We start from the raw sequence: 23,234 nt of genomic DNA, 5'->3' as shown, positions 1-23,234 counted from the left end.
GCGGAGCTACATGATGCCGAGGTAGCGCTCGCGCTCGAACGGGGTGACGACGCGGCGGTACTCTTCCCACTCGGTGCGCTTGTTCTTCAGGAAGAAGTCGAAGACGTGCTCGCCGAGGACCTCGGCGACCAGCTCCGAGCCGGCCATGGCGTCGACGGCCTGGGACAGGTTCTCCGGCAGCGACTCGTAGCCGGCGGCGCGGCGCTCGCCGTCGGTGAGGGCCCACACGTCGTCCTCGGCGCCCGGGGGCAGCTCGTAGCCCTGCTCGATGCCGCGCATGCCGGCGCCGAGCATGACGGCGTAGGCGAGGTAGGGGTTCGTGGCGGAGTCCAGCGAGCGGACCTCGACGCGGGCCGAGTTGGGCTTGCCGTAGGCGGGGACGCGGACCAGGGCGGACCGGTTCGTGTGGCCCCAGCAGACGTAGGCGGGCGACTCGGTGATCCGGTTCGGCACCGACTGCGGGAAGAGCCGCTTGTAGGAGTTGACCCACTGGTTGGTGATCGCGGTGTACTCCCGCGCGTGCACCAGCAGGCCGGCGATGAACGCCTGGCCGACCTTCGACAGCTTCATCGGGTCGCTCGCGTCGTGGAACGCGTTGCGCTCGCCCTCGAACAGGGACAGGTGCGTGTGCATGCCGCTGCCGGGCTGGTCGGTGAACGGCTTCGGCATGAAGGTGGCGTGCACCCCGTGGGAGAGCGCGACCTCCTTGATGACGTGCCGGAAGGTCATGATGTTGTCGGCGGTGGTCAGCGCGTCCGCATACCGCAGGTCGATCTCCTGCTGGCCGGGCGCGACCTCGTGGTGGCTGAACTCGACCGAGATGCCGATCCGCTCCAGTGCGAGGACCGCCTGGCGGCGGAAGTCGCGGGCGACGGCGTGGGTGGTGTGGTCGAAGTAGCCGCCGGTGTCGACCGGGGTCGGCACCGAGCCGCGCTCACCCAGCGACTCCAGCAGGAAGAACTCGATCTCGGGGTGGGTGTAGAAGGTGAAGCCCTTCTCCGCCGCCCGCGACAGGGCCCGGCGCAGCACGTGGCGCGGGTCGGCCCACGACGGCGAGCCGTCGGGCAGGGTGATGTCGCAGAACATGCGGGCGCTCTCCCCCGACATGCCACCCTCGAACGGGAACACCTGGAACGTCGTCGGGTCCGGCTTCGCGACCATGTCCGACTCGTACACGCGGGCGAAGCCCTCGATCGCCGAGCCGTCGAAGCCGATGCCCTCCTCGAACGCCGACTCCAGCTCGGCCGGCGCGACCGACACGCTCTTCAGCGTGCCGAGCACGTCGGTGAACCATAGGCGCACGAAGCGGATGTCGCGCTCTTCGAGCGTCCGGAGCACGAACTCCTGCTGACGGTCCACGGTGGTTCCCCCACGAGCTGCGGTATTCGGCTGATTCGGGCAAGTCTCGCCCGGACGTGTTACGCCCAAGTTACCGGACCTACCCATCCCACCCCGCACTGGAGTGAACGTCACAGGAGCACCCCGTGCGGCGTTGGTCCACACTTGAGGCATGCCACGGTTGCGCCTCGCACTCGCCCAGATCGACCCGACCGTCGGGGACCTGCCCGGCAACTCGTCCCTGGTGCACGGCTGGACCAGCAAGGCGGCCGGTGCGGGCGCGCACGTCGTCGCGTTCCCGGAGATGATGCTGACCGGGTATCCGGTCGAGGACCTCGTGTTCCGCCGGTCCTTCGTCGCCGCCTCCAAGCGGGCTGTCGACGACCTCGCCGCCCAGCTCGCCGGCGACGGCCTCGGCGAGACCGTCGTCATCGTCGGCTACCTCGACGCCGACGAGGCCGGCCCGCGCAACGCGCTCGCGGTGCTGCACCGCGGCACGCAGGTCGCCACGTACTTCAAGCACCACCTGCCCAACTACGGCGTCTTCGACGAGGACCGCTACTTCGAGCCCGGCGACACCCTCACCGTCATCCGGGTCGGCGGCGTCGACATCGCCCTCACCATCTGTGAGGACCTGTGGCAGGAGGGCGGCCCGTTCGCGGTCGCCGCGGCCGCGAAGGTCGGCCTGGTCGTCAACATCAACGGCTCGCCGTACGAGCTGAACAAGGACGACACCCGCCTGGCGCTCGTCGCCCGCCGGGCCGCGGAGGCGCGGGCGACCATCGCCTACGTCAACACCGTCGGCGCGCAGGACGAGCTGGTCTTCGACGGCGACTCGATGGTCGTGCGCCCCGACGGGTCGCTGATCGCCCGGGCGCAGCAGTTCGCCGAGCAGCTCATGGTGCTCGACCTGGACCTGCCGGCCGCGGAGCCGGTCCCGCCCGTCGTCGAGGACGCCGAGATGCGGGTCGTCAACGTCCTCATCTCCGACAGCGTGGTGGCCGCCGACCAGCCGGCGCCCGCCCCGGAGATCGCCGCCCGCGTCACCGACGAGGCCGAGGTCTGGCAGGCGCTCGTCGTCGGCCTGCGGGACTACGTGCGCAAGAACGGCTTCCGCGGGGTCGCGGTCGCCCTCTCCGGCGGCATCGACTCCGCCGTCGTCACCGCCATCGCCTGCGACGCCCTCGGCCCGGCCAACGTCACCGCGGTGTCGCTGCCGAGCGGCCACTCCTCGCAGCACTCCAAGGACGACGCCGAGGACATGGCCCGCCGCACCGGCCTGGACTACCGCGTCGAGCCGATCCAGCCGATGGTCGACGGCTTCCTGGCCAACATGGCGCTGTCCGGCCTCGCTGTGGAGAACCTGCAGGCCCGCGTCCGCGGCGTCATCATGATGGCCATCTCCAACCAGGAGGGCCCACTCGTCCTCACCACCGGCAACAAGAGCGAGCTCGCGGTCGGCTATTCCACCTTGTACGGCGACTCCGTCGGCGCGTTCAACCCGCTGAAGGACGTGCCGAAGACGCTGGTGTGGAAGCTCGCCCGCTGGCGCAACGAGGAGGCCGAGCGGCGCGGCGACGTGCCGCCGATCCCCGAGCGCTCCATCTCGAAGCCGCCGAGCGCCGAGCTGCGCCCCGGCCAGCTCGACAGCGACTCGCTCCCCCACTACGAGGTCCTCGACGCCATCCTCGCCGGGTACGTCGACGGCGACCTCGGCCGCGACGACCTGATCGCCGCCGGCCACGACCCCGCCGTGGTCGACCGCACCCTGCGCATGGTCGACCTCGCCGAGTACAAGCGACGCCAGAGCGCCCCCGGCACGAAGATCTCCATCAAGGCCTTCGGCCGCGACCGCCGCCTCCCCATCACCAACCGCTTCCGCGAGACCCCCTCCTGACCCGCCCGGCCTGCCCGGCCCGGCGGGCCCGGCCGGCCCGACCCACGTGGACGGCCCAGCACCGGCTCGGATAGACATTGCGCGATCTACCCCCGATTCAGAGATCATCTTGAGGGCGGATCGCGCAATGCCAATGGCGCAAAAGCCGCATTCGAGGGCATTGATCAACGCCTGTCGCAGGTGTTCGCGGGCCGTCGGGGCGTCGCGGGCGCCGGGGCGTCGCGGGCGCCGGAAGCCGACTGGCGGGCGCAGGGTGTGCCGGACGCCTTCACCGCGCTCCGGCGAGCAGTTCGCAGTAGGTTCCCGCCACCCGAGCATCCGGAATCGTGGGAGACCCCACCCCAATCCACCGCGGCGGCCCGCCCTCGGGATGCGGCGCGCACGCGGGTGAGGCTGCCGCGCGTCAGCGCCGGCAGTGCGCCGCGCAGCGGTGCATTGGGGTGCGGGTGAGAATCCCCGCCGGGACCCGCCGCGCCAGCGGTGGGGCGGCAGCACAGCACAGTGAGATTCAGCATCCGTACTGCCGGAAGGTGGGGTGCGGTGCGACCATCGGGGGTGTAAGGCCCGGGGACCCCACGACGGGGCCTCGAGGAACCCGAAGGAGGACAGTGATGTCCGAGGTTCAGTCGCTGTACGGCGGTGCCGTCAACCGCCGGGTGCGCACCAGGGACCTGCTCGCCGCCAAGGAGCGCGGGGAGCGGTGGCCGATGCTGACGTCGTACGACCAGTACACGGCGGGCATCTTCGACGAGGCCGGCATCCCGGTCCTGCTGGTCGGTGACTCGGCCGCGAACAACGTGTACGGCTACGCCTCGACGGTGTCGGTCACCGAGGACGAGCTGCTGCCCCTGGTCAGGGCCGTGGTCCGGTCCACGCGGCGGGCGCTGGTCGTCGGGGACCTGCCGTTCGGCTCGTACGAGGAAGGGCCGGCGCAGGCGCTGCGGACCGCGGTGCGGTTCATGAAGGAAGGCGGCTGTCACGCCGTCAAGCTGGAGGGCGGCGTGCGGGTCGCGCCGCAGATCGCCGCGCTGACCGGGGCCGGGATCCCGGTGATGGCGCACATCGGGTTCACGCCGCAGAGCGAGCACACCATCGGCGGCTACCGGGTGCAGGGCCGCGGGGACGCCGCCGACGAGGTGGTCGCGGACGCCCACGCGGTCGCGGAGGCCGGCGCGTTCGCGGTGGTCCTGGAGATGGTGCCGGGCGAGGTCGCCAAGCGGATCACCCACGAGCTGCGGATCCCCACGGTCGGGATCGGCGCCGGCGGCGACACCGACGCGCAGGTCCTCGTCTGGCAGGACATGGCCGGGATGCGGACCGGGCGGATGCCGCGGTTCGTCAAACAGTACGCGGACCTGGCCGGCGTGCTCGGCGACGCGACCCGGGCGTTCGCCGACGAGGTGCGCTCCGGGGTGTTCCCGGCCCAGGAGCACACCTTCTAGCTGGCCGTCGGGGGCGCCGGTCGTACACCGGCGGAAACGGCGAACCGCTCAGCGCTCGGGACGCGAGCCCGGCCGGCGCAGACCCTGTGACATCTGCGCCGGCTGGTCGGGCTGCCCTACAGGGAGACCTCGAGCTTCTCCAGGCCTCTGATCACGAATCCGGGCTTCCACTGCGGCTCCCGGTCCAGCCGCAGGCCGGGGGCCTTCGCCAGCAGCGCGCCGAACGACGCGGCCAGCTCGATCCGCGCGAGCGGCGCGCCGAGGCAGTAGTGGATGCCGGCGCCGAAGGAGATGTGCGGGTTGTCGCGGCGCTCGATGTCCAGGCGCTCCGGGTCGGTGAACACGGCGGGGTCGTGGTTCGCCGAGCCGAACAGCAGCGCCACCTCCTGGCCCTTGCGGATGGTGTGCCCGCGCACCTCGATGTCCTCGAGCACCCACCGCTCGAACATCTGCAGCGGCGTGTCGTAGCGCATCAGCTCTTCGATCGCCGTCGGTAGCAGCGCCGGATCCGCCCGGAGTTTCCGCAGCTGATCCGGGTTGCGGAACAGGGCCCACCAGCCGTTGCCCGTCACGTTGACGGTCGCCTCGTGCCCGGCGTTGAGCAGCAGCACGCAGGTGCCGATGAGCTCGTCCTCGCTGAGGCCTTCGACCGCGGTGAGGGCGCTGATCAGGTCGTCCTGCGGGTCGCCGGCGCGGTGCCGGGCCAGGCCGCGCAGGTAGTCGGAGAACTCCTCCGCGGCGCGGACCGCCGCGGCCGCCGTCTCCCGTGGCGGATTCAGCTCGTACATCCCGCAGATCGCCGCCGACCAGGGGCGCAGCAGGTGCCGGTCCGGCTCGGGGATGCCGAGCAGCTCGGCGATGACGGTCACCGGGAGCGGCTCGGCGACCTCCGCGATCAGGTCGCCGCCGCCATTGGCGACGAACGCGTCGACGAGGCCGTCGGCGAGCCGCTGCACCACGGGGCGCAGCGCCTCGACCCGCCGCGGCGTGAACGCCTGCGACACGAGCCGCCGCAGCCGGGTGTGGTCGGGCGGCTCGCGGTCGAGCATGCCGTTGTTGTTGAGCGTCCAGAACGGCTCGTCCTGCGGCGGCGGGGGCGTGCGCCCCATCTCCTCGTGCGTGGCCACGTGCAGGTAGGTGCGGCCGAGCCGCCGGTCCCGCAGCAGCGCGTTGACGTCCTCGTGCCGCGACACCAGGAACTGGCCGCTCGGCTCGAACCAGCTGACCGGGTCCTGTTCCCGCAGCCGCCGGTACCCGTCGTAGGGGTGTGCGACGAACGCCGGCGACCACGGGTCGAAGGCGCTCACAGGTCCGTCACCCGTACGCCGGCGTGGACCTTGTACCGCTTGTTGATCGCGATCAGGTTGGCCGTGAGCGCCTCGACCTGCCCCGCGTTGCGCAGCCGGCCCGCGAACACGCCCCGCATGCCGTCGACCTTCCCGGCGATGGCCTGCACCTGCAGCGCCGCGTCGCGGTCGTCGCCGAGGACGAGCACGTCCAGGTCGATCTTCTCGATCTCCGGGTCGGTCAGCAGCGCGGCGCTGACGTGGTGGAACGCGGCGCACACCCGCGCCTCCGGCAGCAGCGTCGCGGCCTGCTCGGCGGCGCTGCCCTCGGCCACCGGCAGCGAGAACGGCCCCTGCTTGTCGAACCCGAGCGGGTTGACGCAGTCGACCACGATCTTGCCGCCGGTCAGGTGCGGCGCCAGCTCCGCGACCGTCGCCGCGTGGCCCTCCCACGGCACCGCGATGACCACGACGTCGGCCTGGCAGGCGAAGGCGTTGTCGCCGCCCTCCGCCGGCTGCTGGACGCCCGGCAGCGCGTTGAGGTCCTCGGCGGCCTGCGCCCCGCGCTCCGTGGAACGCGACCCGAGGACGACCCGCAGGCCCGCCCTGGCGAACCGGTACGCGAGCCCGCGCCCCTGCGGGCCGGTGCCACCGATGATGCCGACCCGCAACGCCGAGACGTCGGGCAGTTCGATCTGGTCGTAGGTCATGACTCAAGTCTTACCGTGCTGAAGAGCACCTTGCGGCTGGCGGGGTCCGCAGCTGTGAGGATTACCCGGATCCGCTCCCCCAGCGGCAGCCCGTCGCCCTCGCAGCGGGCCCGGACCGCCGGCTCGTCGAGGGCGATGTCCGCCCGGTGCTTCTCGACGTCCAGCACCGCCGCGTCGAACTCCTCACCGATGCGGTGCTCCAGCAGGACGGCCTCGACCAGGTCGATCGCGCCCCGCTCGGCGGCGTTGGCGACCCGGTCGGTGCGGCTCATGACCTCCGGCAGCCGCGGCAGCGCCTCGCGCGCCCACCCCGGCACCTCGGCGCCGTTGTGCAGGGCCAGGCAGACCTCGGTGACGTACCGGTCGGCGAGGCGCCGCAGCGGCGCGGTGACGTGGGCGTACGGGGCGGCGACGGCACCGTGCAGCGGCTGCTCCGGCCGCGCGCCGTCGAACGGGGTGTAGCCGGCGCCGCGCATCATCTCGGCGGCCTGGTCGATGAGCGCCGCCGCCCGCGGGTCCATCGGGTCGAGCGCCGCGATGACCTCGCCCGGGCCCTGCCCCTCGGGCCAGTCGAGCCGCAGCGCCTTCGCCGCCAGCCGCAGCCTGCGCACCGCCTCCTCCTCCGGCGGCGGCATCGTGCGCAGCAGTCCGATGCCGTGCTCGAGCATGATCTGCGCGGCGGCCATGCCCGTCAGCAGTGAGATCTGCGCGTTGTACTCCTCGACCGGCACCGGCCCGCGGATGGCGAGCCGCCAGCCGTCGCCGTCGGGCTCGATCTCCTGCTCGGGCATCGGCAGGTTGATCGCGCCGCGCTCCAGCCCCTTGCCGGTGAGGAGCCGGCCGATCTCCGGCAGGAGACTGATCGACGCGTGGGCCCGGCCGGCGTCGACGTCGCGCTGGACCTGCTCGTAGCTGAGCTTCGCCCGGCTGCGGACCGTCGCCCTGCGCACGTCGACCGCCGTGGTGGTGCCGCTCTGGTCGATGTCGATCGTCCACAGCACGGCGGGCCGGTCCTGGTCCGGCAGCAGGCTGGCGGCGCCCTCGCTGAGCACCGCAGGGTGCAGCGGGACCTTGCCGTCCGGCAGGTACACCGTCTGCCCCCGCCGCCAGCTCTCCTGCTCGATCGCGGGCGCGTTGCCGGTGAACGCGGCGACGTCGGCGATGGCGTAATACACCCGGTAGCCGCCGTCGCGCCGCTGCAGGAGCAGTGCCTGGTCGAGGTCCTTGGACGTCGGCGGGTCGATCGTCACGAACTCGAGCGCCGTGCGGTCCTCGCGGTCGTCGTGCGGGTCCTTGGCGGCGGCTTCCGCCTCCCGATCGGCGGCGTCGGGGAAGCCGGTGGGCAGGTCGAGCTCTCGGCGCAGCCCGGAGAAGTCGATGCGGGCGGCTCGGATACGTCGTAAGGCCACCGCACAGTCTTACCACCGGCACCCCGTCACACGGCAGCGCCACGGTCCCTCGTTCCGGACCGTGGCGCTGCCGTGTGGTTGTCGCTGTCCGCCGTTACGGGCGGGCGAGGCTCGCCCAGTCCTCGGGCGTCATGCTCGCGGCCTCTTCGACGTTGTTGCCGTTCTCGCGGCCGGGGATCGCCTCGGTGGCGGCACCACCGGCGGGCGCCACCGGGGCACCCTCGACGTCACCGATGCTGCCCGCGTCGAGCCCACCCTCGGACACGACGGCCGGCGGGGTCGCCGCCTCCGCGGGGGCCGGCGCGCTGGCGGCCGGAGCCGGCGTGTCGGAAGCCTCCGGGGCCGCCTTCTTCGCCGCCGTGGACCTGGCCGCCTTGCTCGGCGCGGCCTTGGCGGCCGTGGCCTTGCTCGGCGTGGCCTTGGTGGCCCTGGTGGCCCTGGCCGCCTTCGCGGGGGCCGCCTTGGCCGCGGCCGGCGCCGCCGCCGACTCGGTCGCCGCCGGGGTCGCCTCGGTCGCCGTCGCCTCCGTCGCGGCCGGGGCCGGCGTCTCGGTGGCCGCCGGGGTCGCCTCGGTCGCTGCCGACGCGGTCTCGGTCGCCGCCGGCGCGGTCTCGGCCGGGGCCGGGGTGGCCTTGGCCGCGGCCGACTTCGCCGCCCTGGCCGGGGCGGCCTTGGCGGTCTTCGCCGGGGCTGCCTTGGCCGCCTTCGCCGCCTTGGCCGGGGCCGCCTTCGCCGTGGCCTTGCTCGGCGCCGCCTTGGCAGCGGTCGCCTTCGCGGTGGCCTTGGCCGCGGGGGCCGTGGCGGTGGCGGGCGTCGCCGTCTCCGCGGCGGCCGCCGTGCCCGTGGCCGCGGCCGCCTTCGCCGGGGTCGCCTTGGTGCCGGTCGCCTTGGCGGCCGTCGACTTCGCAGCCGTCGACTTTGCGGCGGTCGACTTGGCGGCCTTTGCCGGGGCGGTCTTCGTGGCCGGGGTCGCCTTGGCGGTGGTCGCCTTGGCAGCCGTCGACTTGGCGGTGGTCGCCTTGGCAGCAGCCTTCGCCGGGGCCGCCGCCGCCGTCTTGGCCGGAGCCGCCTTCGCCGTGGCCTTGCTCGGCGCCGCCTTGGCAGCGGTCGCCTTCGCAGCCGTCGACTTGGCGGCGGTGGCCTTGGCAGCGGTCGTCTTCGCGGCGGTGGCCTTGCTCGCGGTCGCCTTCGTGGCTGCCGCGGGCGCCGCCTTGGCCGTGGCGGCCTTCGCCGGGGCCGCCTTCGCCGTCGTCGCCTTCGCCGTCTTGGCCGGGGCTGCCTTCGCCGCCGTGGCCTTTGCCGTCTTGGCCGGGGCCGCCTTGGCCGTGGCCTTGCTCGGCGCCGCCTTGGCCGCCGTCGACTTCGCGGCGGTCGTCTTGGCAGCGGTCGCCTTCGCGGCGGTGGCCTTGGCGGTGGTGGCCTTCGTGGCCGCGGGCGTCGCCTTGGCCGCACCCGCCTTAGCCGGAGCCGCCTTCGCCGTGGCCTTCGCCGCCGTGGCCTTGGCCGCCGTGGACTTGGCTGCGGTCGCCTTGGCAGCCGACTTGGCCGGAGCCTTCGCCGGAGCCGCCTTGGCGGTCGTCGCCTTCGCAGCGGTGGCCTTGGCGGTGGTGGCCTTCGCGGTCTTCGCGGGGGCCGCCTTCGCCGCCGTGGTCTTCGCAGCGGTCGCCTTGGCCGCCGCCTTGGCCGGAGCCGCCTTCGCGGTCGTCGCCTTGGCGGTCGTGGCCTTCGCGGCCTTCGCGGGGGCCGCCTTCGCCGTGGCCTTGGCGGCCGTCGCCTTCGCGGCGGTCGTCTTGGCAGCGGTCGCCTTCGCGGTGGTGGCCTTGCTCGCCGTGGCCTTCGTGGCCGCCGGCGTCGCCTTGGCCGCACCCGCCTTCGCCGGAGCCGCCTTCGCCGTGCTCTTCGCCGCCGTGGACTTGGCAGCGGTCGCCTTGGCAGCCGACTTGGCCGGAGCCTTCGCCGGAGCCGCCTTCGCGGTCGTCGCCTTCGCGGTCTTCGCGGGGGCCGCCTTCGCCGCCGCGGACTTCACGGCTGCCTTGGCGGGGGCGGGGGCCGACTTGGCCGCAGCGGCGGTCTTCGCCGGAGCCGCCTTCGCCGCCGCGGACTTCGCCGCCGCCGACTTCGCCGGGGTCGCCTTCGCCGTCGTCGCCTTCGCCGCTGCCGTCTTGGCAGTGGTGGCCTTCGCCGCCGGAGTCGCCTTGGCCGTCGTCGCCTTCGCCGCCGTCGACTTCGCTGCCGGAGTCGCCTTCGCGGTGGTGGCCTTGGCTGCCGTCGACTTCGCGGCAGGGGTGGCCTTCGCCGTGGCCGCCTTCGCCGCCGTCGACTTCGCTGCCGGAGTCGCCTTGGCTGTGGTGGCCTTGGCGGCCGTCGACTTCGCTGCCGGGGTCGCCTTCGCCGTGGTCGCCTTAGCTGCCGTGGACTTGGCGGCGGGGGTGGCCTTCGCGGTGGTGGCCTTGGCCGCCGTCGACTTCGCGGCGGGGGTGGCCTTCGCCGTCGTGGCCTTGGCGGCCGTGGACTTCGCGGCGGGGGTCGCGGACTTGGCCGCGGCTGCCTTCGCGGCCGGGGTCGCCGACCTCGTCGTGGCCCGGCCGGTCGTGGACTTCGCCGCCGGAGCCTTCGCCGCGGAGGCGCCCGTCGTCTTGGCCGCCGGGGTCTTCGCGGTCGTGGTGCCCGCGGCCTTCGCAGCGGGGGTCTTCGCCGCGGAGGCGCCCGTCGACTTCGCCGCCGGAGCCTTCGCCGCGGTGGCGCCCGTTGCCTTGGCCGCCGGGGTGGCCGACTTCGCCGCCGCCGACCTCGCTGCCGGGGTCTTCGCCGCGGAGGCGCCCGTCGACTTCGCCGCCGGGGTGGCCGCCGTCGCCGACTTGGTGGACGGGGACTTCGCGGCAGTGGCCGTGGTGGCGGTGCCGGTGGCGGTAGCCTTGGAAGCGGCCGGGGTCGTCTTCGTCGCGGTGGCCCGCTTGGCGGCGGGGCGCGCCGCCCTCGTGGACCTCGGCGACGACGAAGACGGGGACGCGGCGGCGGGAGCCGCCGTCGTGGAAGCCTCGGACGTGGCTGCCGGGGTGGTGGCGGTGGGCTGGGCCACCGTCGAGCTGGTCGCGCGCCGGCGGGGAGCGGCGGCGGCGACGGTCTTCGCGGCCTTGGCGGGGGTCGCGGTCAGTGCAGCGTCCGCTGCGGGAGTTGTCGTGGCCGCGCTCGTTGCGGCCGATCTCGTGGTGGCCTTCTTAGCTGCGGCCATCGTGGTCCTCCTGGAGGAGTTCTCCCGCATCCTGCGGGATGTTCGCGGTTGGGTTGTGCGGATGGAGACGGGTCGGACCGGAGTCGTATGCCGGGGCGGTTCGCGGTCGCCTTCGGCTCCGACGTGTTGCTAGCGCTTGCCTTCCCACCGTTCGTCTTCGGCATCCCACGCCTCGTTGCGTTGCTGGACTGTTTCCAACGCCCGCTGCGCTTCTGACGCCGAATCATAGGGGCCGAGTCGATCCCTTCCGGCGCACATGTCTGCCTCGGACTCGACCCGATGGTGGGAAAGGCACCAGTAGTACCGCTCAGCACCGCTGCTGCTCATGACATCACTGTGCACCGCAAATGAAACACGCGCCACCGAAACCGGCAAATAGCTGGTTGGGATTCCACAGTAGACGCAACCGCCCGACTCCGGGAGCGGACGCCCGCAGAAGGTCCGGAAGTCGTCGCGAACCACCCATCGGGTTGCCGGAAATCCTTGTGCGTCAACGATTCCGTGAATGGGCCGGCGGCGGCGGACGGCTCGCGGCAGGCACCGATGAGCACGGATGCCTGTGGCCACGATCACCCGAGGGTGAGCCGTTCGGTGGAGCGAGATTCGAGTCGGACGGGCGATCCTCCCACCATCGTTAGGAGGCGAACAGTCCACGGTGGACGCGGGGCTGCGGGGCCCCGATACTCGGTGCCGTGAACCTGAACGCAGCGGTCCTCGCGATCGGCGGCTCGGCCGCCCCGGGCGACGTCGTGAAGTCCCTGACGGGCGGGCGTCCCGCACTCGCCGCCGACGGGCACGCCCTCGTGCTCTACGACGACGCCGCGGCAGCTGTACGGGACGTCGCCGGCTACCTGCGGCCGCGCGGCATGACGATGGTCCGGTTCGGCCTGCACGTCGGCGGAACACCGCAGGGCGAAGAGCGACTGACCGGGCCCGTGGTGGCCGCCGCGACCCGCCTCGCCGACCTCGCCGGGCCCGGGCGGCTGCGCGTCTCCGCCGACGCCGCCGGAACGCTCGGCGACACGGTGCCGCTGGACCCGGCCGGCGACGGCTCGTACGAGATGCGCAAACGCTAGCGGGGTGGGGTTGCCCCGCGGGGCGGCGGCGGGCTGCGGGACAATTGAGGGGTGAGCCTCCATGCCGATGACCTGCCGGACGTCCTTGCCATCACGCCGCTGACCGCGCCGCCCGACGTGTCGCTGCGGCCGCCGGGCTCCAAGAGCATCACCAACCGGGCGCTGATCTGCGCGGCGCTCGCGCCGGGGCGCAGCACGCTGACGGGGGTGCTGTTCGCCGACGACACCCACGCGATGCTCGGCGCCGTGCGGGCGCTCGGCGCGACGCTGACCGTCGACGAGGCCGCGCACACCGTCGTCGTCGACGGCGTCGACCCGCGCACGCAGACCACGCCGGCGAGCATCGACGCCCGCCAGTCGGGCACCACCGGCAGGTTCGTGGTGCCGGCGGCGGCGCTGCGCCCGGCGCGCAGCGTCGTGGACGGCGCGCCGCAGCTGCGGGCACGGCCGTTCGGGCCGCTGACCGACGCGCTGCGCGAGCTCGGCGCGACGGTGGAGGACCTGTCCGAGGCCGGGCCCGGGCTCCTGCCGATCGCGGTGACCGGGCCGGTCGCCGGCGGGAAGGTCGCGGTGCCGGGCCACCTGTCGAGCCAGTTCCTGTCCGGGCTGCTGATGGCCGGGCCGCTGATGTCCGACGGCCTGTCGGTGGAGCTCACCTCGCCGCTGGTCTCCGTGCCCTACGTCGAGGCGACCACCGCCGTCATGGCCGCGTTCGGGGTCACCGTCGACGGCCTGCGCGTGCGCCCGGGCGCGTACCGGGCGACGGACTACGCGATCGAGCCCGACGCGAGCGCCGCGTCGTACGTGCTCGCCGCCGCCGCGATCACCGGCGGCCGGGTCACCGTCGAGGGGCTCGGCACCAGCAGCCTGCAGGGCGACGTGCGCTTCGCGGACCTGCTGGAGCAGATGGGCGCGCGGGTCGAGCGGACCGCCGACCGGGTCACCGTCACGGGCACCGGCACGCTGCACGGCATCGACGTCGACATGGCCGACATCTCCGACACCGCGCAGACCCTGGCGGCGGTCGCGGTGTTCGCCGACTCCCCCACGCGCGTGCGCGGCATCGGCTTCATCCGCAAGAAGGAGACCGACCGGATCGCCGCGATCGTCACCGAGCTGCGCCGCGCCGGCATCGACGCGGTCGAGGACGAAGACGGCTTCACGGTCAACCCGGGGACGCCCGCGCCGACGGCCTTCCACACGTACGACGACCACCGGATGGCGATGAGCCTGGCGCTGCTCGGCCTGCGCGTGCCCGGCATCGAGATCCGCGACCCGCGCTGCGTGTCGAAGACGTACCCGACGTACTTCATCGACCTGGCGCGCCTGTGAGCGACCTCCTCCTCGCCCGGCGGGCCGCGCTCGCCGGGGCCGAGGTCGGCATGCGCTACTTCGCCGCCCTCGCCGGGCTGCCGAAGGAGATCAAGGCTGACGGCAGCGTCGTCACCGAGGCCGACCGCGCCGTCGAGGCCGCGATCCGGGCCGTGCTGGCCGAGGAGCGCCCCGGCGACGCGATCCTCGGCGAGGAGGGCGGGCTCACCGGCACCGGCGGCCGCCGCTGGATCATCGACCCGATCGACGGCACCGCGATGTTCGTCGCCGGCGACGACCGCTGGCTCGTGCTCGTCGCTCTGGAGGAGGACGGCGAGATCGTCGCGGGTGTCGCCGCTGTACCGGCGCAGGGCACCATCTGGTGGGCCTCGCGAGGCGGCGGCTCGTTCCAGGGCGGCATCGGCGGCGACGACGCGCGGCGGCTGCGGGTGGCCGCCGACGGCGCCGAGACGCCCGAGGGCGCGACGCTCGGCGTCATCCCCGACGACTACGTCTTCCGGCCCGAGCGGGCGATGCTGGAGCCGCTGACCGCCGTGGCGCGCAAGGAGCCGTGGCCGGTGCACGCGGCGCTGCTCGTCGCCGACGGACGGCTCGACCTGTGCGTGCAGACCCGGGGGCAGATCTGGGACTTCGCGGCGACGTCGCTGATCGTGCGGGAGGCCGGTGGGCAGTACAGCGGCCTCGACGGCCGGCCGGAACCCGGTCCCGGCCCGTCGGTTTTCGCACGGAGCGCCACTTTGCACGCCGCAACCCTGAAGCTTTTCGACGGGCCTTGACACTCATCGATGCATTCGTCCAGCATGTCCGGCGGGGTCGTACTACATCACGCTTGGAGTCGCTGTGCGCCGTGCCCGGGGGTTGCTGTCCGCTGTCGTTGTCCTGCTCGCGTTGCTGGTCCCGGCGTCCGCGCACGCCGCGCCCAGCCCCGGCGCCTCGCCCGCGGCCGCCGAGGACGATCCCGCCACGAAGGGGTTGACGCGCACGTCGCTGGACCTCGGCGGCGGTGAGGCGCAGGCGAACGCCCTCGGGCCGGTCGGCATCCCGGGCGCCTCGATCTGCCAGCGGTTCTACATCTACAGCTACCGCGCGGCGCGCTACGTCTCGGAGGAGCAGGGGTACACCGGCAGCAGCCACAACATGCTGCGGGCCCGCTCCACGGCCGGCGCGCTGGGCACGTGGGAGCACTTCCGCCTCTGCGCCTACAACGGCCGGACCGACACCATCTACATCCAGGCCAGCTCCGGCTACCTCGTGACCGCCGAATACGGGTACAGCGGCAACCTCCGCGGCATGATGCGCGGGCGGGGCGAGTGGCCGGGCGTCTGGGAGGTCTTCGAGGTCTGGTCCGACGCCGGCGTCTACTACCTGCGCAACCAGTCCACGAAGGGCTGGGTCAGCGTCCGCGTCGACATGACCGGCAGCTCCGCCAACATGTTGCGCGCCAACGGCGCGAGCGCGGGCCCGTGGGAGATGCTGGCGTTCACCTCAGTGGCGTGAGCTCCGGCAGGTCCCGGCCGGCCAGCTCGTTGGCCTCCCGCCATGCCTGGATCCACAGCGGCGTCATCCGGAAGTACACGTAGCCCTTCCCCGGCCGGAACCCCGTCTTCTCGGCGAACGCGTCCTTCGTGCCGTCCGTCAGGTCGCCGGCCGGCACGGTCTGCACGGCACACTCGATGAGGACCACGTCCCGCGTCGGCCCCACACCGACGCGGGCCCGGCCGTTGGCCGCCAGGTTGCGCGCCGTCGGGTTGTTGACGGCCGTCGAGAACAGCAGGGTCGCCCCGTCCCACAGGAACGACAGCGGCACCATGCACGGCTCCCCGTCCGCCGACGCCGTCGCCACCCACGCGTCGACGTCCTCCTCCAGCCGCCGTACCGTGTCCGCCACGCGCTGCTCGGTGCTCCGTGCCGCCTGTGCTGTCATCGCCACTCCCCCTGGTCCCGGTCCCCTCAGTATCCGGGGCGCCTCAGCGCATCTGACACAGCACCCGCACGTCATGCAGCCCTTCCGGCGGGACGACCACGGGCTCGTCGGGGCGACACCATGGAGCGCCGCTGTTCAGGGGCTCTCCGGTCGCGACGTACCGCCCCGGCGTCAACCTGATGCTGAACCGTCCGTCGGCCGCCGAGGTGGTGCTCGTGGTCGTGCCGTCGGCCGCGTCGAACCACACCGTCCCGGCGGTGCCGCGCGAATACCCTGGCATCGGCCCGCCGACCATCAGGAGCGTCCCGGTGACGACCGCTCGGGCCGCGCCGGCCGGCTGCTGCTTCTGCCCCCACAGCGTGGGCCCGGCGGTCGCTCCCAGCGCCACCGCCACGACCGCCCCCACGACGGCGAGGTACCGCCGGTCCCGGTTCCGCCGCTTCCGCACCACCTCGTCGAACGCCGGCGCCTGCCCCGGCTCGTGCAGCTTCGCCTCGGCCGCCAGCAGATCCCCGAGCTCAGACATTCGACGACTCCTCTCTCAGCAGCCCCGCGAGCGCGCTCCGGGCCCGGCTCAACCGCGACTTCACCGTCCCGGGCGCGACGTCCAGCAGCTCGGCGGTCTGCTCCACGCCGTACCCGAGCAGGTGATGCATGACGACCACCTGCCGCTGCCCGACCGGCAACCGCCGCAGCGCCGCCGTGAGATCCACCCGGTCCCCACCCGGCGGCGACGCGTCCACCGGCGGCCCGTGCCGCAGCAGCGCCCGCAGGGCACTCCGCGCGTTCCGCCGCCGGTTCGCCACCAGCCTGATCGCCACCGTCCGCACCCACACCTCCGGCGACTCGAGCCGGGACACGCGCTCCCACCGCCCGAGCAGCCGCACGAACGCCTCCTGCACGCACTCCTCGGCCTCCGCCCTCCCCCCCGGCGACCAGCGCCACCACACCGACGAGCCTCGAGTAGCTGGCCGCGTACAAATCAGACACCGCATCGCGACCGGTGGACCTGCCCATACTCCTGTCACCCCCGAACCCCCGCCCCGGTTCCACCCCCGACCGACAATTCTTCGAACCCCGGCCTGGGCGTGGAGGTCGTGGTCGGCGTCGTCCTCATCGCTGTGGCCGCCATCCGAGCCGTCAGCTGAAGGTCCGACGTGATCCTCCGGCACGACCGCCGCGGCGGCGGCCACGCCGACGATGAGACCGGACGCGGAGTGGAGCAACGAACGCGACCGGACGGGCCGGCGGCGATGGCGCGCGGGACGCGCAGGTCCTGCCGCGCGCTCAGCGCTCCGGCAGTGCGCCGCCGCGGCGGCGCATGGGGGTGCGGGTGGGAACCCCCGCCGGGGCCCCGCCGCGGAGCGGTGGGGGTTATTGCAGCGCAGCGACGGACGAGTCGACCTGTACGCCGGGTTCTGTCCTCGCCCGGAGGGGCGGGGGCGGCCATCCATCTCGGCCTGCCGTTGCCGGCAGGCTCCAGCGGTCTACCCGCAGGCTCGGGCGGGCCGCCCTCGAACGCCTGCGTCTGACCTTGCTCCGGGTGGGGTTTACCTAGCCGCCCCGGTCGCCCGGGGCGCTGGTGGGCTCTTACCCCACCGTTTCACCCTTACCCGGCCCCGAGGGGCCGGGCGGTCTGTTCTCTGTGGCACTGTCCCGCGGGTCGCCCCGGGTTGCCGTTAACAACCACCCTGCCCTGTGGAGCCCGGACGTTCCTCGGCGGCACCGGTGAAGGTGCCGACGCGGCCGCCCGGTCGACTCGTCCGTCGTGATGACTATGGTAGGCGGCACCATGAACCTTGCAGACATCGCGCTCCTGTCCGGGGCCGGGCTGGCCGCCGGCACGGTCAACGCGATCGCCGGTGGCGGGTCGCTGATCACGTTTCCGGCGCTGATCGCGACGGGGTTGAGCCCGGTGGCGGCGAACGTGACCAACTCGGTGTCGGTGTTCCCGGGGTACGTCGCCTCGGTGTACGGCAGCCGGATGGACCTCAGCGAGCTGCCGCGGCGGACGGTGGCGGGCATCGTGCCGACGTCGGTGGTGGCCGCGGCGCTCGGGTGTGTGCTGCTGCTGATCACGCCGGCGAGGGCGTTCGACCTGGTGGTGCCGTTCCTGGTACTGGCGGCGGCCACCACCCTGGCGTTCCAGGACCGGCTGCGCAAGCTCGTCGGCAACCCGCGGGACATGTCGCCGGCGCGCAGGACGCTGAGCCTGCACGCGATGGTGTTCGCCGGTTCGCTGTACGGCGGTTACTTCGGTGCCGCGCTCGGCGTCATGCTGGTCGCGGCGCTGGGTCTGGTGCTCGACCAGTCGATGGCCAGGATCAGCGCGCTGAAGAACGTGGTGTCCGCGATCGCCGGCCTGGTGACGGTCTGCGTGTTCGCGCTGTTCGGGCCGGTCGAGTGGGTGGACGTGCTGGTGGTGGCGCCGACCGCGATGCTCGGCGGCTACGTGGGCGCCCGCCTCGCCCGGCGGCTCCCGTCCGCGGTGCTGAAGTGGCTGATCGTGGCGTTCGGCACCGGCGTCGGCCTGATCCTGCTGTACCGGGCGCTGACCTGACCTTCCGCGCCGGCAACGCGCGAGCGGCCTGCTGTACCGGGTGCTGACCTGACCTCCGCGCCGGTGACGCGCCGGTGACGCGCCGGTGACGCGCCGGCGGCCAGCACCAGAGCCGCCGCGGCGCCCGTTATGAGGCGGTTGCGCGGGGCCGGCGGATCCGGCATCAGCTCAGGTGTGCGGTGTCGTTGACGGTACGCACGGCGACCCCGCCGTCAGGCCATGAGTCGACGATCGAGAGGCCGGCCGGGTCGAGGTACAGGCGGTACATGAACGCGTCGCCGGCGGCGAGGGCGTCGCGCAGCATCGACTTGATCGGGGTCACGTGGCTGACGACGGCGATCCGCTGTCCCGCGTACTGCTGCTGGAGCCGCCGTACCGCCCGCCGCACCCGGATGGTGACCTGCTGCAGCGACTCCCCGCCGGGCGGCGCGACCAGGGGCGAGGCGAGCCAGCGGTCGAGCTCGGCCGGGTACGCGGCCCGCACCTCGGCGAACGTCAGCCCGTCCCACTCGCCGAAGTCGCACTCGACGAGGTCCTGGTCGGTGACGATCTCGACGTCGCCGACGAGGCCACGCACGGCGGCCGCGGTCTCCAGGCACCGCCGCAGCGGCGAGCTGACCACGGCGGCGAGGTCGGGGGCGAGGTCCCGGATCCGGACGGCGGCACGACCGGCCTGGTCGCGACCGCGGTCGGACAGCGGGATGTCACTGCGCCCCGAGTAGCGTTTCTCGGCGGTGTACGGCGTCTCGCCGTGCCTGACGAGCAGCATCCGCAACGGCGACCCGGTCGACGGCGGCGCCCAGGACCGGGCCACGGGCTCGGCGGGCGCGGCATCGACGTCCGACGTATTGACCAACGTCTGTGCTGTGGCGTCCGTGGAACCGGACGAGCGGGCAGGACCGGCCGATCCCGCGCCCGAAGACGAGCCTTCAGAAGAAGACAGGCCCCGAGACGAAGACGAGTTCGCGGCGGCGGCGACGGCGCGGGCGGCCGCGCGGCCCGGTGAGTCGGGGCCCGCGACCGGAGCGGCATCCGCAACAGCGGAACCAGAAGCAGCGGCGGAACCAGCAGCGGCGGCCGAACCAGAAGAGGCGGCCGAACCAGAAGAGGCGGGAGAGCCAGGAGTGGCGGGTGGGGTGGAGGCGCCGTCCATGGCGGCGTTCGCCAGGCGGTCGGCGTGCTTGTTCCGCTCGCGGGGGATCCACGAGTAGCGGACCGAGCGGAACGAGCGGGCCAGGTCCCCCGCCTCCGCTGCCAGGGGGACCAGGCCGGGGTGCTTGATCTGCCAGCGGCCCGACATCTGCTCGACGACCAGCTTCGAGTCCATGCGGACCTCGACCTCGTCGGCGCCGAGCTCGGCGGCGGCGCGGAGGCCCTCGATGAGGCCGGTGTACTCGGCGACGTTGTTGGTGGTGACGCCGAGCCGGCCGAGGCGTTCGGCGAGGACCTCGCCGGTGGTGGAGCGAACGACCGCGCCGTAGCCGGCGGGGCCGGGGTTGCCCCTGGACCCGCCGTCGGCCTCGATCGTGACCTTCACAGGCCGGACTCCGCGGTCCGGACGAGGATGCGCCGGCATTCTTCGCAGCGGACGACCTCGTCGGCGGCGGCGGCCTTGACCCGGGCCTTGTCGCCGCCGGCGAGCTCCAGGCGGCAGCCTTCGCAGCGGCCGTGGCGGAGCATGGCGGCGCCGATGCCGCCGCTGGACTCGCGGATCTTGTCGTACAGGGTGATGAGGTCGGCGGGGAGGTCCGCGGCGAGGGGCTTGCGGCCGGAGCGGCGGAACTCCTCGTCCTTGGCGATCCCGGCCAGGGCCTCGTCGCGGCGCTGCTCGGCGGCGGCCCGCACGGAGCGGGTCTCGGTGAGCCGGCCGGCGACCTCGTCGAGGGCGGCCTGCGCGGTCTCCCGCTGCTCCATCAGCTCCAGCTCGGCGTCCTCCAGCTCGCCCTGGCGCCGCTTGAGCGTGGCGATCTCGTGCTGCAGGGCCTCCAGCTCGCGGGCGGGGCCGGTGCCGGCGTCGAGACGCGCCTGGTCCTTGTCCTTGCGGGCGCGGACCTGCTCGGCGTCGCGCTCGAGGCGGCTGATGTCGCGGTCGAGGTCGTCGACGGCGACCTGGGCGCGGACGCGCTGGTCCTCCATCGTGGACAGCTCGCGGGCCAGCCGGTCGAGCTCCGCGTGCTCGGGCAGCGACTTGCGCTTGTGCGCGAGCTGGGTGAGCGCGATGTCGATCGCCTGCAGGTCGAGCAGGCGACGCTGAGCCTCTGGGTCGGCCTTCACTGGTTGCGGTCCTCCAAGGTGAACGTCCACGGTGAGGTGTCCACATCGGACACGATGGTCTGCAGGCCGGCTTCCTGCCGCAGGAACGCCGCCACGTCGTCGAGCCACGGCCGCTCCGACGCCCAGTGCGAGACGTCCAGCAGTGCGGGGCCGCCGTTGGCCAGGTGCTCGTGCGCCGGGTGGTGGCGCAGATCCGCAGTCAAGTATGCGTCAACGCCGGCCCGCGCCGCGTCGGCCAGGAACGCGTCGCCCGCACCCCCGGACACGGCAACCGTCCGGACCGTGTCCGTGGGGACCCCGGCCACCCGTACATCACCCACTGCCGACGACACGAGCGCGGCCAGGTCCGACAGTGCCATCGCAGATGGCAGCTCGCCGACGCGCCCGTGGCCGCGGTCTTCGGCGGTCGGGACCAGCGGCCGGAGGCCGGCGAGGCCGAGCCGTGCGGCGAGCGCGTCGGACACGCCGGGGGCGGCGACGTCGCCGTTGGTGTGCGCGGTGTACAGGGCGATGCCCGCCTTGATCATCCGGTGGACGATCGCGCCCTTGTACGTGGTGGGCGCGACGCTGGACACGCCGCGCAGCAGCAGCGGGTGGTGGGTGAACATCAGGTCCGCGCCGGCGGAGACCGCCTCCTCGACCGTGCGGGGGTCGCAGTCCACGGCGAGGAAGACCCTGGTGACCTCCGCGGACGGCTCACCGAGGGTGAGACCGACCCGGTCCCAGCTTTCGGCCCACGAGGTCGGGTAGCGCTGCTCGATGAGTTCGACGAGTTCGGCGACTAGCACGGCGCGACGTTACTCCACCCGCGGCGGGCCGAGCGCCTCGACGGGCAGATGCCAGGGAAAGCGGTCCGTGATCCGCTCGCCCGTGCCGGGCGGGTGGAGGGGCAGGACGTCGGGGCCGTAGAGGACGGTGACGCCCCAGGCCCGCAGCTTCTCGATCGACTCGCCGAACGCGGGGTGCCGGGCCATGGCGGCGTTGGTGAAGGGCACCGCGACGATCGGCAGGCCCATGCCGAGGCCCTCGACGACGAGGCCGAGGGCCAGGGTGTCGGCGATGCCCGCGGCCCACTTGTTGATCGTGTTGACGGTGGCCGGGGCGACGATCATGGCTTCGGCCTGCGGGAGGATGTCGGGGTCTCCGGGGTACTTGTACCGGTGCCGGACGGGGTGCCCGGTCTGGGCGATGAGGCTCGGGATGTCGAGCCACTTGAGGGCGTCCGGCGTGGCGACCACGCAGACCTCCCAGCCTTTCGCCTGGGCGAGCGACACCAGCCTGCTGGCGTGCTGCGTGACAGGCGATCCGCACATCACGGCGTAGAGGACATGACCGGCCATGCGGGCATTGTGCTACCCCGTGCCCTACACCCCCACGCTCATGTGCTCGGCGAGTTCAGCGACGGGCGCCGAGGGGGTGCCTCGGGTGCGCCGCAGGACGTCGCTGAGCACCTCCCGGGCCAGCGGCCGGCAGCGGATCTCCGAGGGGGCGAGCCGGTCGCCCTCCAGGAGCATCTCGCTGGCCTGCTCGATGTCGCCGAGGAGGGCGTAGGCGCGGGCCTGGTCGAGGTAGTGGTGCGCGCGGCGCTCCGGCAGCAGCGCGTGGAACGCCTCCAGGTTCAGCGACTCGTGCACCTCGACCGCGTGGCGCCCCTCGCCGAGCTCGACGGCGGCGGCGGCGCGGTGCAGCTGCACGTTCGTCGGCCCGAAGCTGGACCAGTAGTAGTTGTGGTCGCCGTCGAGGCCCCGGGCCGCCTCCTCCGCCCCGCCGAGCAGGTCCCGGACGGTGGCGCCGTCGCCGATGCGGGCGGCGGCCATCGCGCCCTGCAGCAGCAGCATCCCGTAGACCGACAGGCGCTCGGGTGCGCAGTCGTTGCCGTCGGAGCCGGGGGCGAGCCGGTTGGCGATGTTGACGTTGATCTCCAGCGCCGGGCGGGACCGGCCGAGGGCGAGCAGCGCGAGGGCGACCCTGGTGGTGGCGGCGCCGGCGAGGAGCTGGTCGCCGGCGCGCTGCGACACCGCGATCGACCGGTCGGCGGCGAGCCAGGCCAGCTCGTGCTCGCCGAGCTTGCGCAGCGCCGAGGAGGCGATCTGGTAGACCTGCCCGAGCAGGTGGGCGGCCTCGCGGCCCTGCCCGCCGTCGGCGTAGGCGGTGTCGGCGGCCTGGGACTCCCGCAGCAGGCGGGGCAGAGTGCGGGCGAGCATGCCGTACTTCGCGTGCTGGTAGCTCAGCCACGCGTGGGTGACGGCCTTGCGCATCTCGGCGAGGGGCGGCGGCTCGGGCGGCGCGTAGAAGAAGGCGCTGATCTGGTCGTAGCGCTCCAGGGCGGCGCGGATCTCCTCGACCTCGACCTGGTCGACGCAGTTGACGCTGTCGGGGCGCCGCTCGGGGTCCTTGCCCAGCAGGATCTGCACGTCGAGCTGGAGCACGTCGGCGATCTCGTAGACCACCGAGAACTTGTCCAGACGTCGCACGCCACGCTCGACCTTGTCGACCCAGCTCTTCGACTTCCCGAGCCGGTCCGCGAAGACCTGCTGGGACATCTTGCGCCGGTTCCGCCAGTAGGCCACGCGCCGCCCGATCGGCAGCTCATCCACGCCGCTCACCTCCGGAGGTCACCCGCTCGGCCGAAATCGCACCTTTTGTGCGGTTCGTCCGGCGTTCGTGCTCATACGTTCTGAAGTGCAAGTTGCAGACCCCGTTGCCATTGCCAACGACGCACACGTCGTCCGGTGACGCGACGTGGTTCTGTGC

General features: G+C 73.3%; 21 protein-coding genes and 1 other RNA gene. 8 read left to right on the top strand and 14 right to left on the bottom strand.

The window, feature by feature from the left end:
* Positions 1 to 6: 6 nt before the first annotated feature.
* Positions 7 to 1,359 carry a type I glutamate--ammonia ligase gene (gene glnA / locus ABZ321_RS15805; protein WP_344506222.1) on the bottom strand — a complete coding sequence of 451 codons (1,353 nt, stop codon included), beginning with the start codon at positions 1,357 to 1,359 and terminating at the stop codon, positions 7 to 9.
* A gap of 151 nt (positions 1,360 to 1,510) precedes the next feature.
* On the opposite strand from glnA, the gene ABZ321_RS15800 reads away from it, so the two are divergent.
* Together ABZ321_RS15800 and panB are read left to right on the top strand one after the other, a co-directional pair.
* Positions 1,511 to 3,235 (top strand): NAD+ synthase, encoded by a 1,725-nt coding sequence (locus ABZ321_RS15800; protein WP_354891431.1) that lies wholly within the window; start codon positions 1,511 to 1,513, stop codon positions 3,233 to 3,235.
* A gap of 611 nt (positions 3,236 to 3,846) precedes the next feature.
* Positions 3,847 to 4,677: a 3-methyl-2-oxobutanoate hydroxymethyltransferase gene (panB, locus tag ABZ321_RS15795; RefSeq protein WP_344506220.1), complete on the top strand. Its 831-nt coding sequence runs from the start codon at positions 3,847 to 3,849 to the stop codon at positions 4,675 to 4,677.
* A 116-nt stretch (positions 4,678 to 4,793) separates the two neighbouring features.
* On the opposite strand, the gene ABZ321_RS15790 is transcribed toward panB, so the two are convergent.
* From ABZ321_RS15790 to ABZ321_RS15775, 4 genes are all read right to left on the bottom strand, one after another.
* Entirely contained in the window at positions 4,794 to 5,984 is a 1,191-nt protein-coding gene (locus ABZ321_RS15790) for a cytochrome P450 (protein WP_354891428.1), read from the bottom strand.
* On the bottom strand, positions 5,981 to 6,673 hold the full coding sequence (npdG, locus tag ABZ321_RS15785) for an NADPH-dependent F420 reductase (protein ID WP_354891426.1): 693 nt from the start codon (positions 6,671 to 6,673) through the stop codon (positions 5,981 to 5,983). Before npdG ends, ABZ321_RS15790 begins: the two co-directional genes overlap by 4 nt.
* Complete coding sequence (locus ABZ321_RS15780) at positions 6,670 to 8,082, bottom strand: RNB domain-containing ribonuclease (protein ID WP_344506217.1); 1,413 nt, start codon at positions 8,080 to 8,082, stop codon at positions 6,670 to 6,672. Before ABZ321_RS15780 ends, npdG begins: the two co-directional genes overlap by 4 nt.
* 94 nt (positions 8,083 to 8,176) lie before the next feature.
* Positions 8,177 to 8,347: a hypothetical protein gene (locus ABZ321_RS15775; RefSeq protein ID WP_344506216.1), complete on the bottom strand. Its 171-nt coding sequence runs from the start codon at positions 8,345 to 8,347 to the stop codon at positions 8,177 to 8,179.
* Between the two features lie 58 nt (positions 8,348 to 8,405).
* Here ABZ321_RS15775 and ABZ321_RS15770 point away from each other — a divergent pair, with 58 nt between their 5' ends.
* The 5 genes from ABZ321_RS15770 (at position 8,406) to ABZ321_RS15750 (ending at position 15,219) form a co-directional block, all read left to right on the top strand.
* Complete coding sequence (locus ABZ321_RS15770) at positions 8,406 to 11,447, top strand: hypothetical protein (RefSeq protein WP_354891422.1); 3,042 nt, start codon at positions 8,406 to 8,408, stop codon at positions 11,445 to 11,447.
* Positions 11,448 to 12,006: 559 nt separating this feature from the next.
* Entirely contained in the window at positions 12,007 to 12,390 is a 384-nt protein-coding gene (locus ABZ321_RS15765) for a hypothetical protein (RefSeq protein ID WP_344506213.1), read from the top strand.
* 51 nt (positions 12,391 to 12,441) lie between these two features.
* Positions 12,442 to 13,722 carry a 3-phosphoshikimate 1-carboxyvinyltransferase gene (gene aroA, locus ABZ321_RS15760; protein WP_354891419.1) on the top strand — a complete coding sequence of 427 codons (1,281 nt, stop codon included), beginning with the start codon at positions 12,442 to 12,444 and terminating at the stop codon, positions 13,720 to 13,722.
* Positions 13,719 to 14,498 carry an inositol monophosphatase family protein gene (locus ABZ321_RS15755; RefSeq protein WP_354891416.1) on the top strand — a complete coding sequence of 260 codons (780 nt, stop codon included), beginning with the start codon at positions 13,719 to 13,721 and terminating at the stop codon, positions 14,496 to 14,498. Before aroA ends, ABZ321_RS15755 begins: the two co-directional genes overlap by 4 nt.
* A gap of 64 nt (positions 14,499 to 14,562) precedes the next feature.
* Positions 14,563 to 15,219, top strand: coding sequence for a hypothetical protein (locus ABZ321_RS15750; protein ID WP_354891413.1), 657 nt, complete (start codon positions 14,563 to 14,565; stop codon positions 15,217 to 15,219).
* Here the strand turns inward: ABZ321_RS15750 and ABZ321_RS15745 are convergent.
* The 4 genes from ABZ321_RS15745 to rnpB form a co-directional block, all read right to left on the bottom strand.
* On the bottom strand, positions 15,203 to 15,646 hold the full coding sequence (locus ABZ321_RS15745) for a pyridoxamine 5'-phosphate oxidase family protein (protein WP_354891410.1): 444 nt from the start codon (positions 15,644 to 15,646) through the stop codon (positions 15,203 to 15,205). The genes ABZ321_RS15750 and ABZ321_RS15745 overlap by 17 nt on opposite strands.
* 43 nt (positions 15,647 to 15,689) lie before the next feature.
* Entirely contained in the window at positions 15,690 to 16,172 is a 483-nt protein-coding gene (locus ABZ321_RS15740) for a hypothetical protein (RefSeq protein ID WP_354891407.1), read from the bottom strand.
* Positions 16,165 to 16,548, bottom strand: a complete 384-nt coding sequence (locus ABZ321_RS15735) for a sigma-70 family RNA polymerase sigma factor (RefSeq protein WP_354891404.1) — start codon at positions 16,546 to 16,548, stop codon at positions 16,165 to 16,167. Before ABZ321_RS15735 ends, ABZ321_RS15740 begins: the two co-directional genes overlap by 8 nt.
* A 489-nt stretch (positions 16,549 to 17,037) precedes the next feature.
* Positions 17,038 to 17,408: RNase P RNA component class A (gene rnpB, locus ABZ321_RS15730), an RNA gene on the bottom strand.
* 30 nt (positions 17,409 to 17,438) lie between these two features.
* Here rnpB and ABZ321_RS15725 point away from each other — a divergent pair.
* Positions 17,439 to 18,206: a sulfite exporter TauE/SafE family protein gene (locus ABZ321_RS15725; protein WP_354891401.1), complete on the top strand. Its 768-nt coding sequence runs from the start codon at positions 17,439 to 17,441 to the stop codon at positions 18,204 to 18,206.
* Positions 18,207 to 18,369: 163 nt separating this feature from the next.
* On the opposite strand, the gene ABZ321_RS15720 is transcribed toward ABZ321_RS15725, so the two are convergent.
* From ABZ321_RS15720 to ABZ321_RS15700, 5 genes are read right to left on the bottom strand one after another with little or no spacing between them, the layout of a single operon-like run.
* Positions 18,370 to 19,743, bottom strand: a complete 1,374-nt coding sequence (locus ABZ321_RS15720; protein ID WP_354891398.1) for a bifunctional RNase H/acid phosphatase — start codon at positions 19,741 to 19,743, stop codon at positions 18,370 to 18,372.
* Positions 19,740 to 20,480: a C4-type zinc ribbon domain-containing protein gene (locus tag ABZ321_RS15715; protein ID WP_344506194.1), complete on the bottom strand. Its 741-nt coding sequence runs from the start codon at positions 20,478 to 20,480 to the stop codon at positions 19,740 to 19,742. The genes ABZ321_RS15720 and ABZ321_RS15715 overlap by 4 nt, the downstream gene beginning before the upstream one ends.
* Complete coding sequence (locus ABZ321_RS15710) at positions 20,477 to 21,268, bottom strand: Nif3-like dinuclear metal center hexameric protein (RefSeq protein ID WP_354891395.1); 792 nt, start codon at positions 21,266 to 21,268, stop codon at positions 20,477 to 20,479. Before ABZ321_RS15710 ends, ABZ321_RS15715 begins: the two co-directional genes overlap by 4 nt.
* Before the next feature lie 9 nt (positions 21,269 to 21,277).
* Entirely contained in the window at positions 21,278 to 21,820 is a 543-nt protein-coding gene (locus ABZ321_RS15705; RefSeq protein WP_344506192.1) for a flavoprotein, read from the bottom strand.
* 24 nt (positions 21,821 to 21,844) lie between these two features.
* Positions 21,845 to 23,077, bottom strand: a complete 1,233-nt coding sequence (locus ABZ321_RS15700) for a helix-turn-helix domain-containing protein (RefSeq protein WP_344506191.1) — start codon at positions 23,075 to 23,077, stop codon at positions 21,845 to 21,847.
* Positions 23,078 to 23,234 lie beyond the last annotated feature (157 nt).

It is taken from the genome of Dactylosporangium sp. NPDC006015 (genome assembly GCF_040614215.1).
Taxonomy (GTDB): Bacteria; Actinomycetota; Actinomycetes; order Mycobacteriales; family Micromonosporaceae; genus Dactylosporangium; species Dactylosporangium maewongense.
This window is presented reverse-complemented; position numbering and strand designations above follow the sequence as displayed.

Coding starts and splice junctions, on each gene's coding strand:
- ABZ321_RS15800 (WP_354891431.1), top strand. CDS start 1,511: ATGCCACGGTTGCGCCTCGCACTCGCCCAGATCGACCCGACCGTCGGG.
- panB (WP_344506220.1), top strand. CDS start 3,847: ATGTCCGAGGTTCAGTCGCTGTACGGCGGTGCCGTCAACCGCCGGGTG.
- ABZ321_RS15705 (WP_344506192.1), bottom strand. CDS start 21,820: ATGGCCGGTCATGTCCTCTACGCCGTGATGTGCGGATCGCCTGTCACG.
- ABZ321_RS15725 (WP_354891401.1), top strand. CDS start 17,439: ATGAACCTTGCAGACATCGCGCTCCTGTCCGGGGCCGGGCTGGCCGCC.
- npdG (WP_354891426.1), bottom strand. CDS start 6,673: ATGACCTACGACCAGATCGAACTGCCCGACGTCTCGGCGTTGCGGGTC.
- ABZ321_RS15745 (WP_354891410.1), bottom strand. CDS start 15,646: ATGACAGCACAGGCGGCACGGAGCACCGAGCAGCGCGTGGCGGACACG.
- ABZ321_RS15740 (WP_354891407.1), bottom strand. CDS start 16,172: ATGTCTGAGCTCGGGGATCTGCTGGCGGCCGAGGCGAAGCTGCACGAG.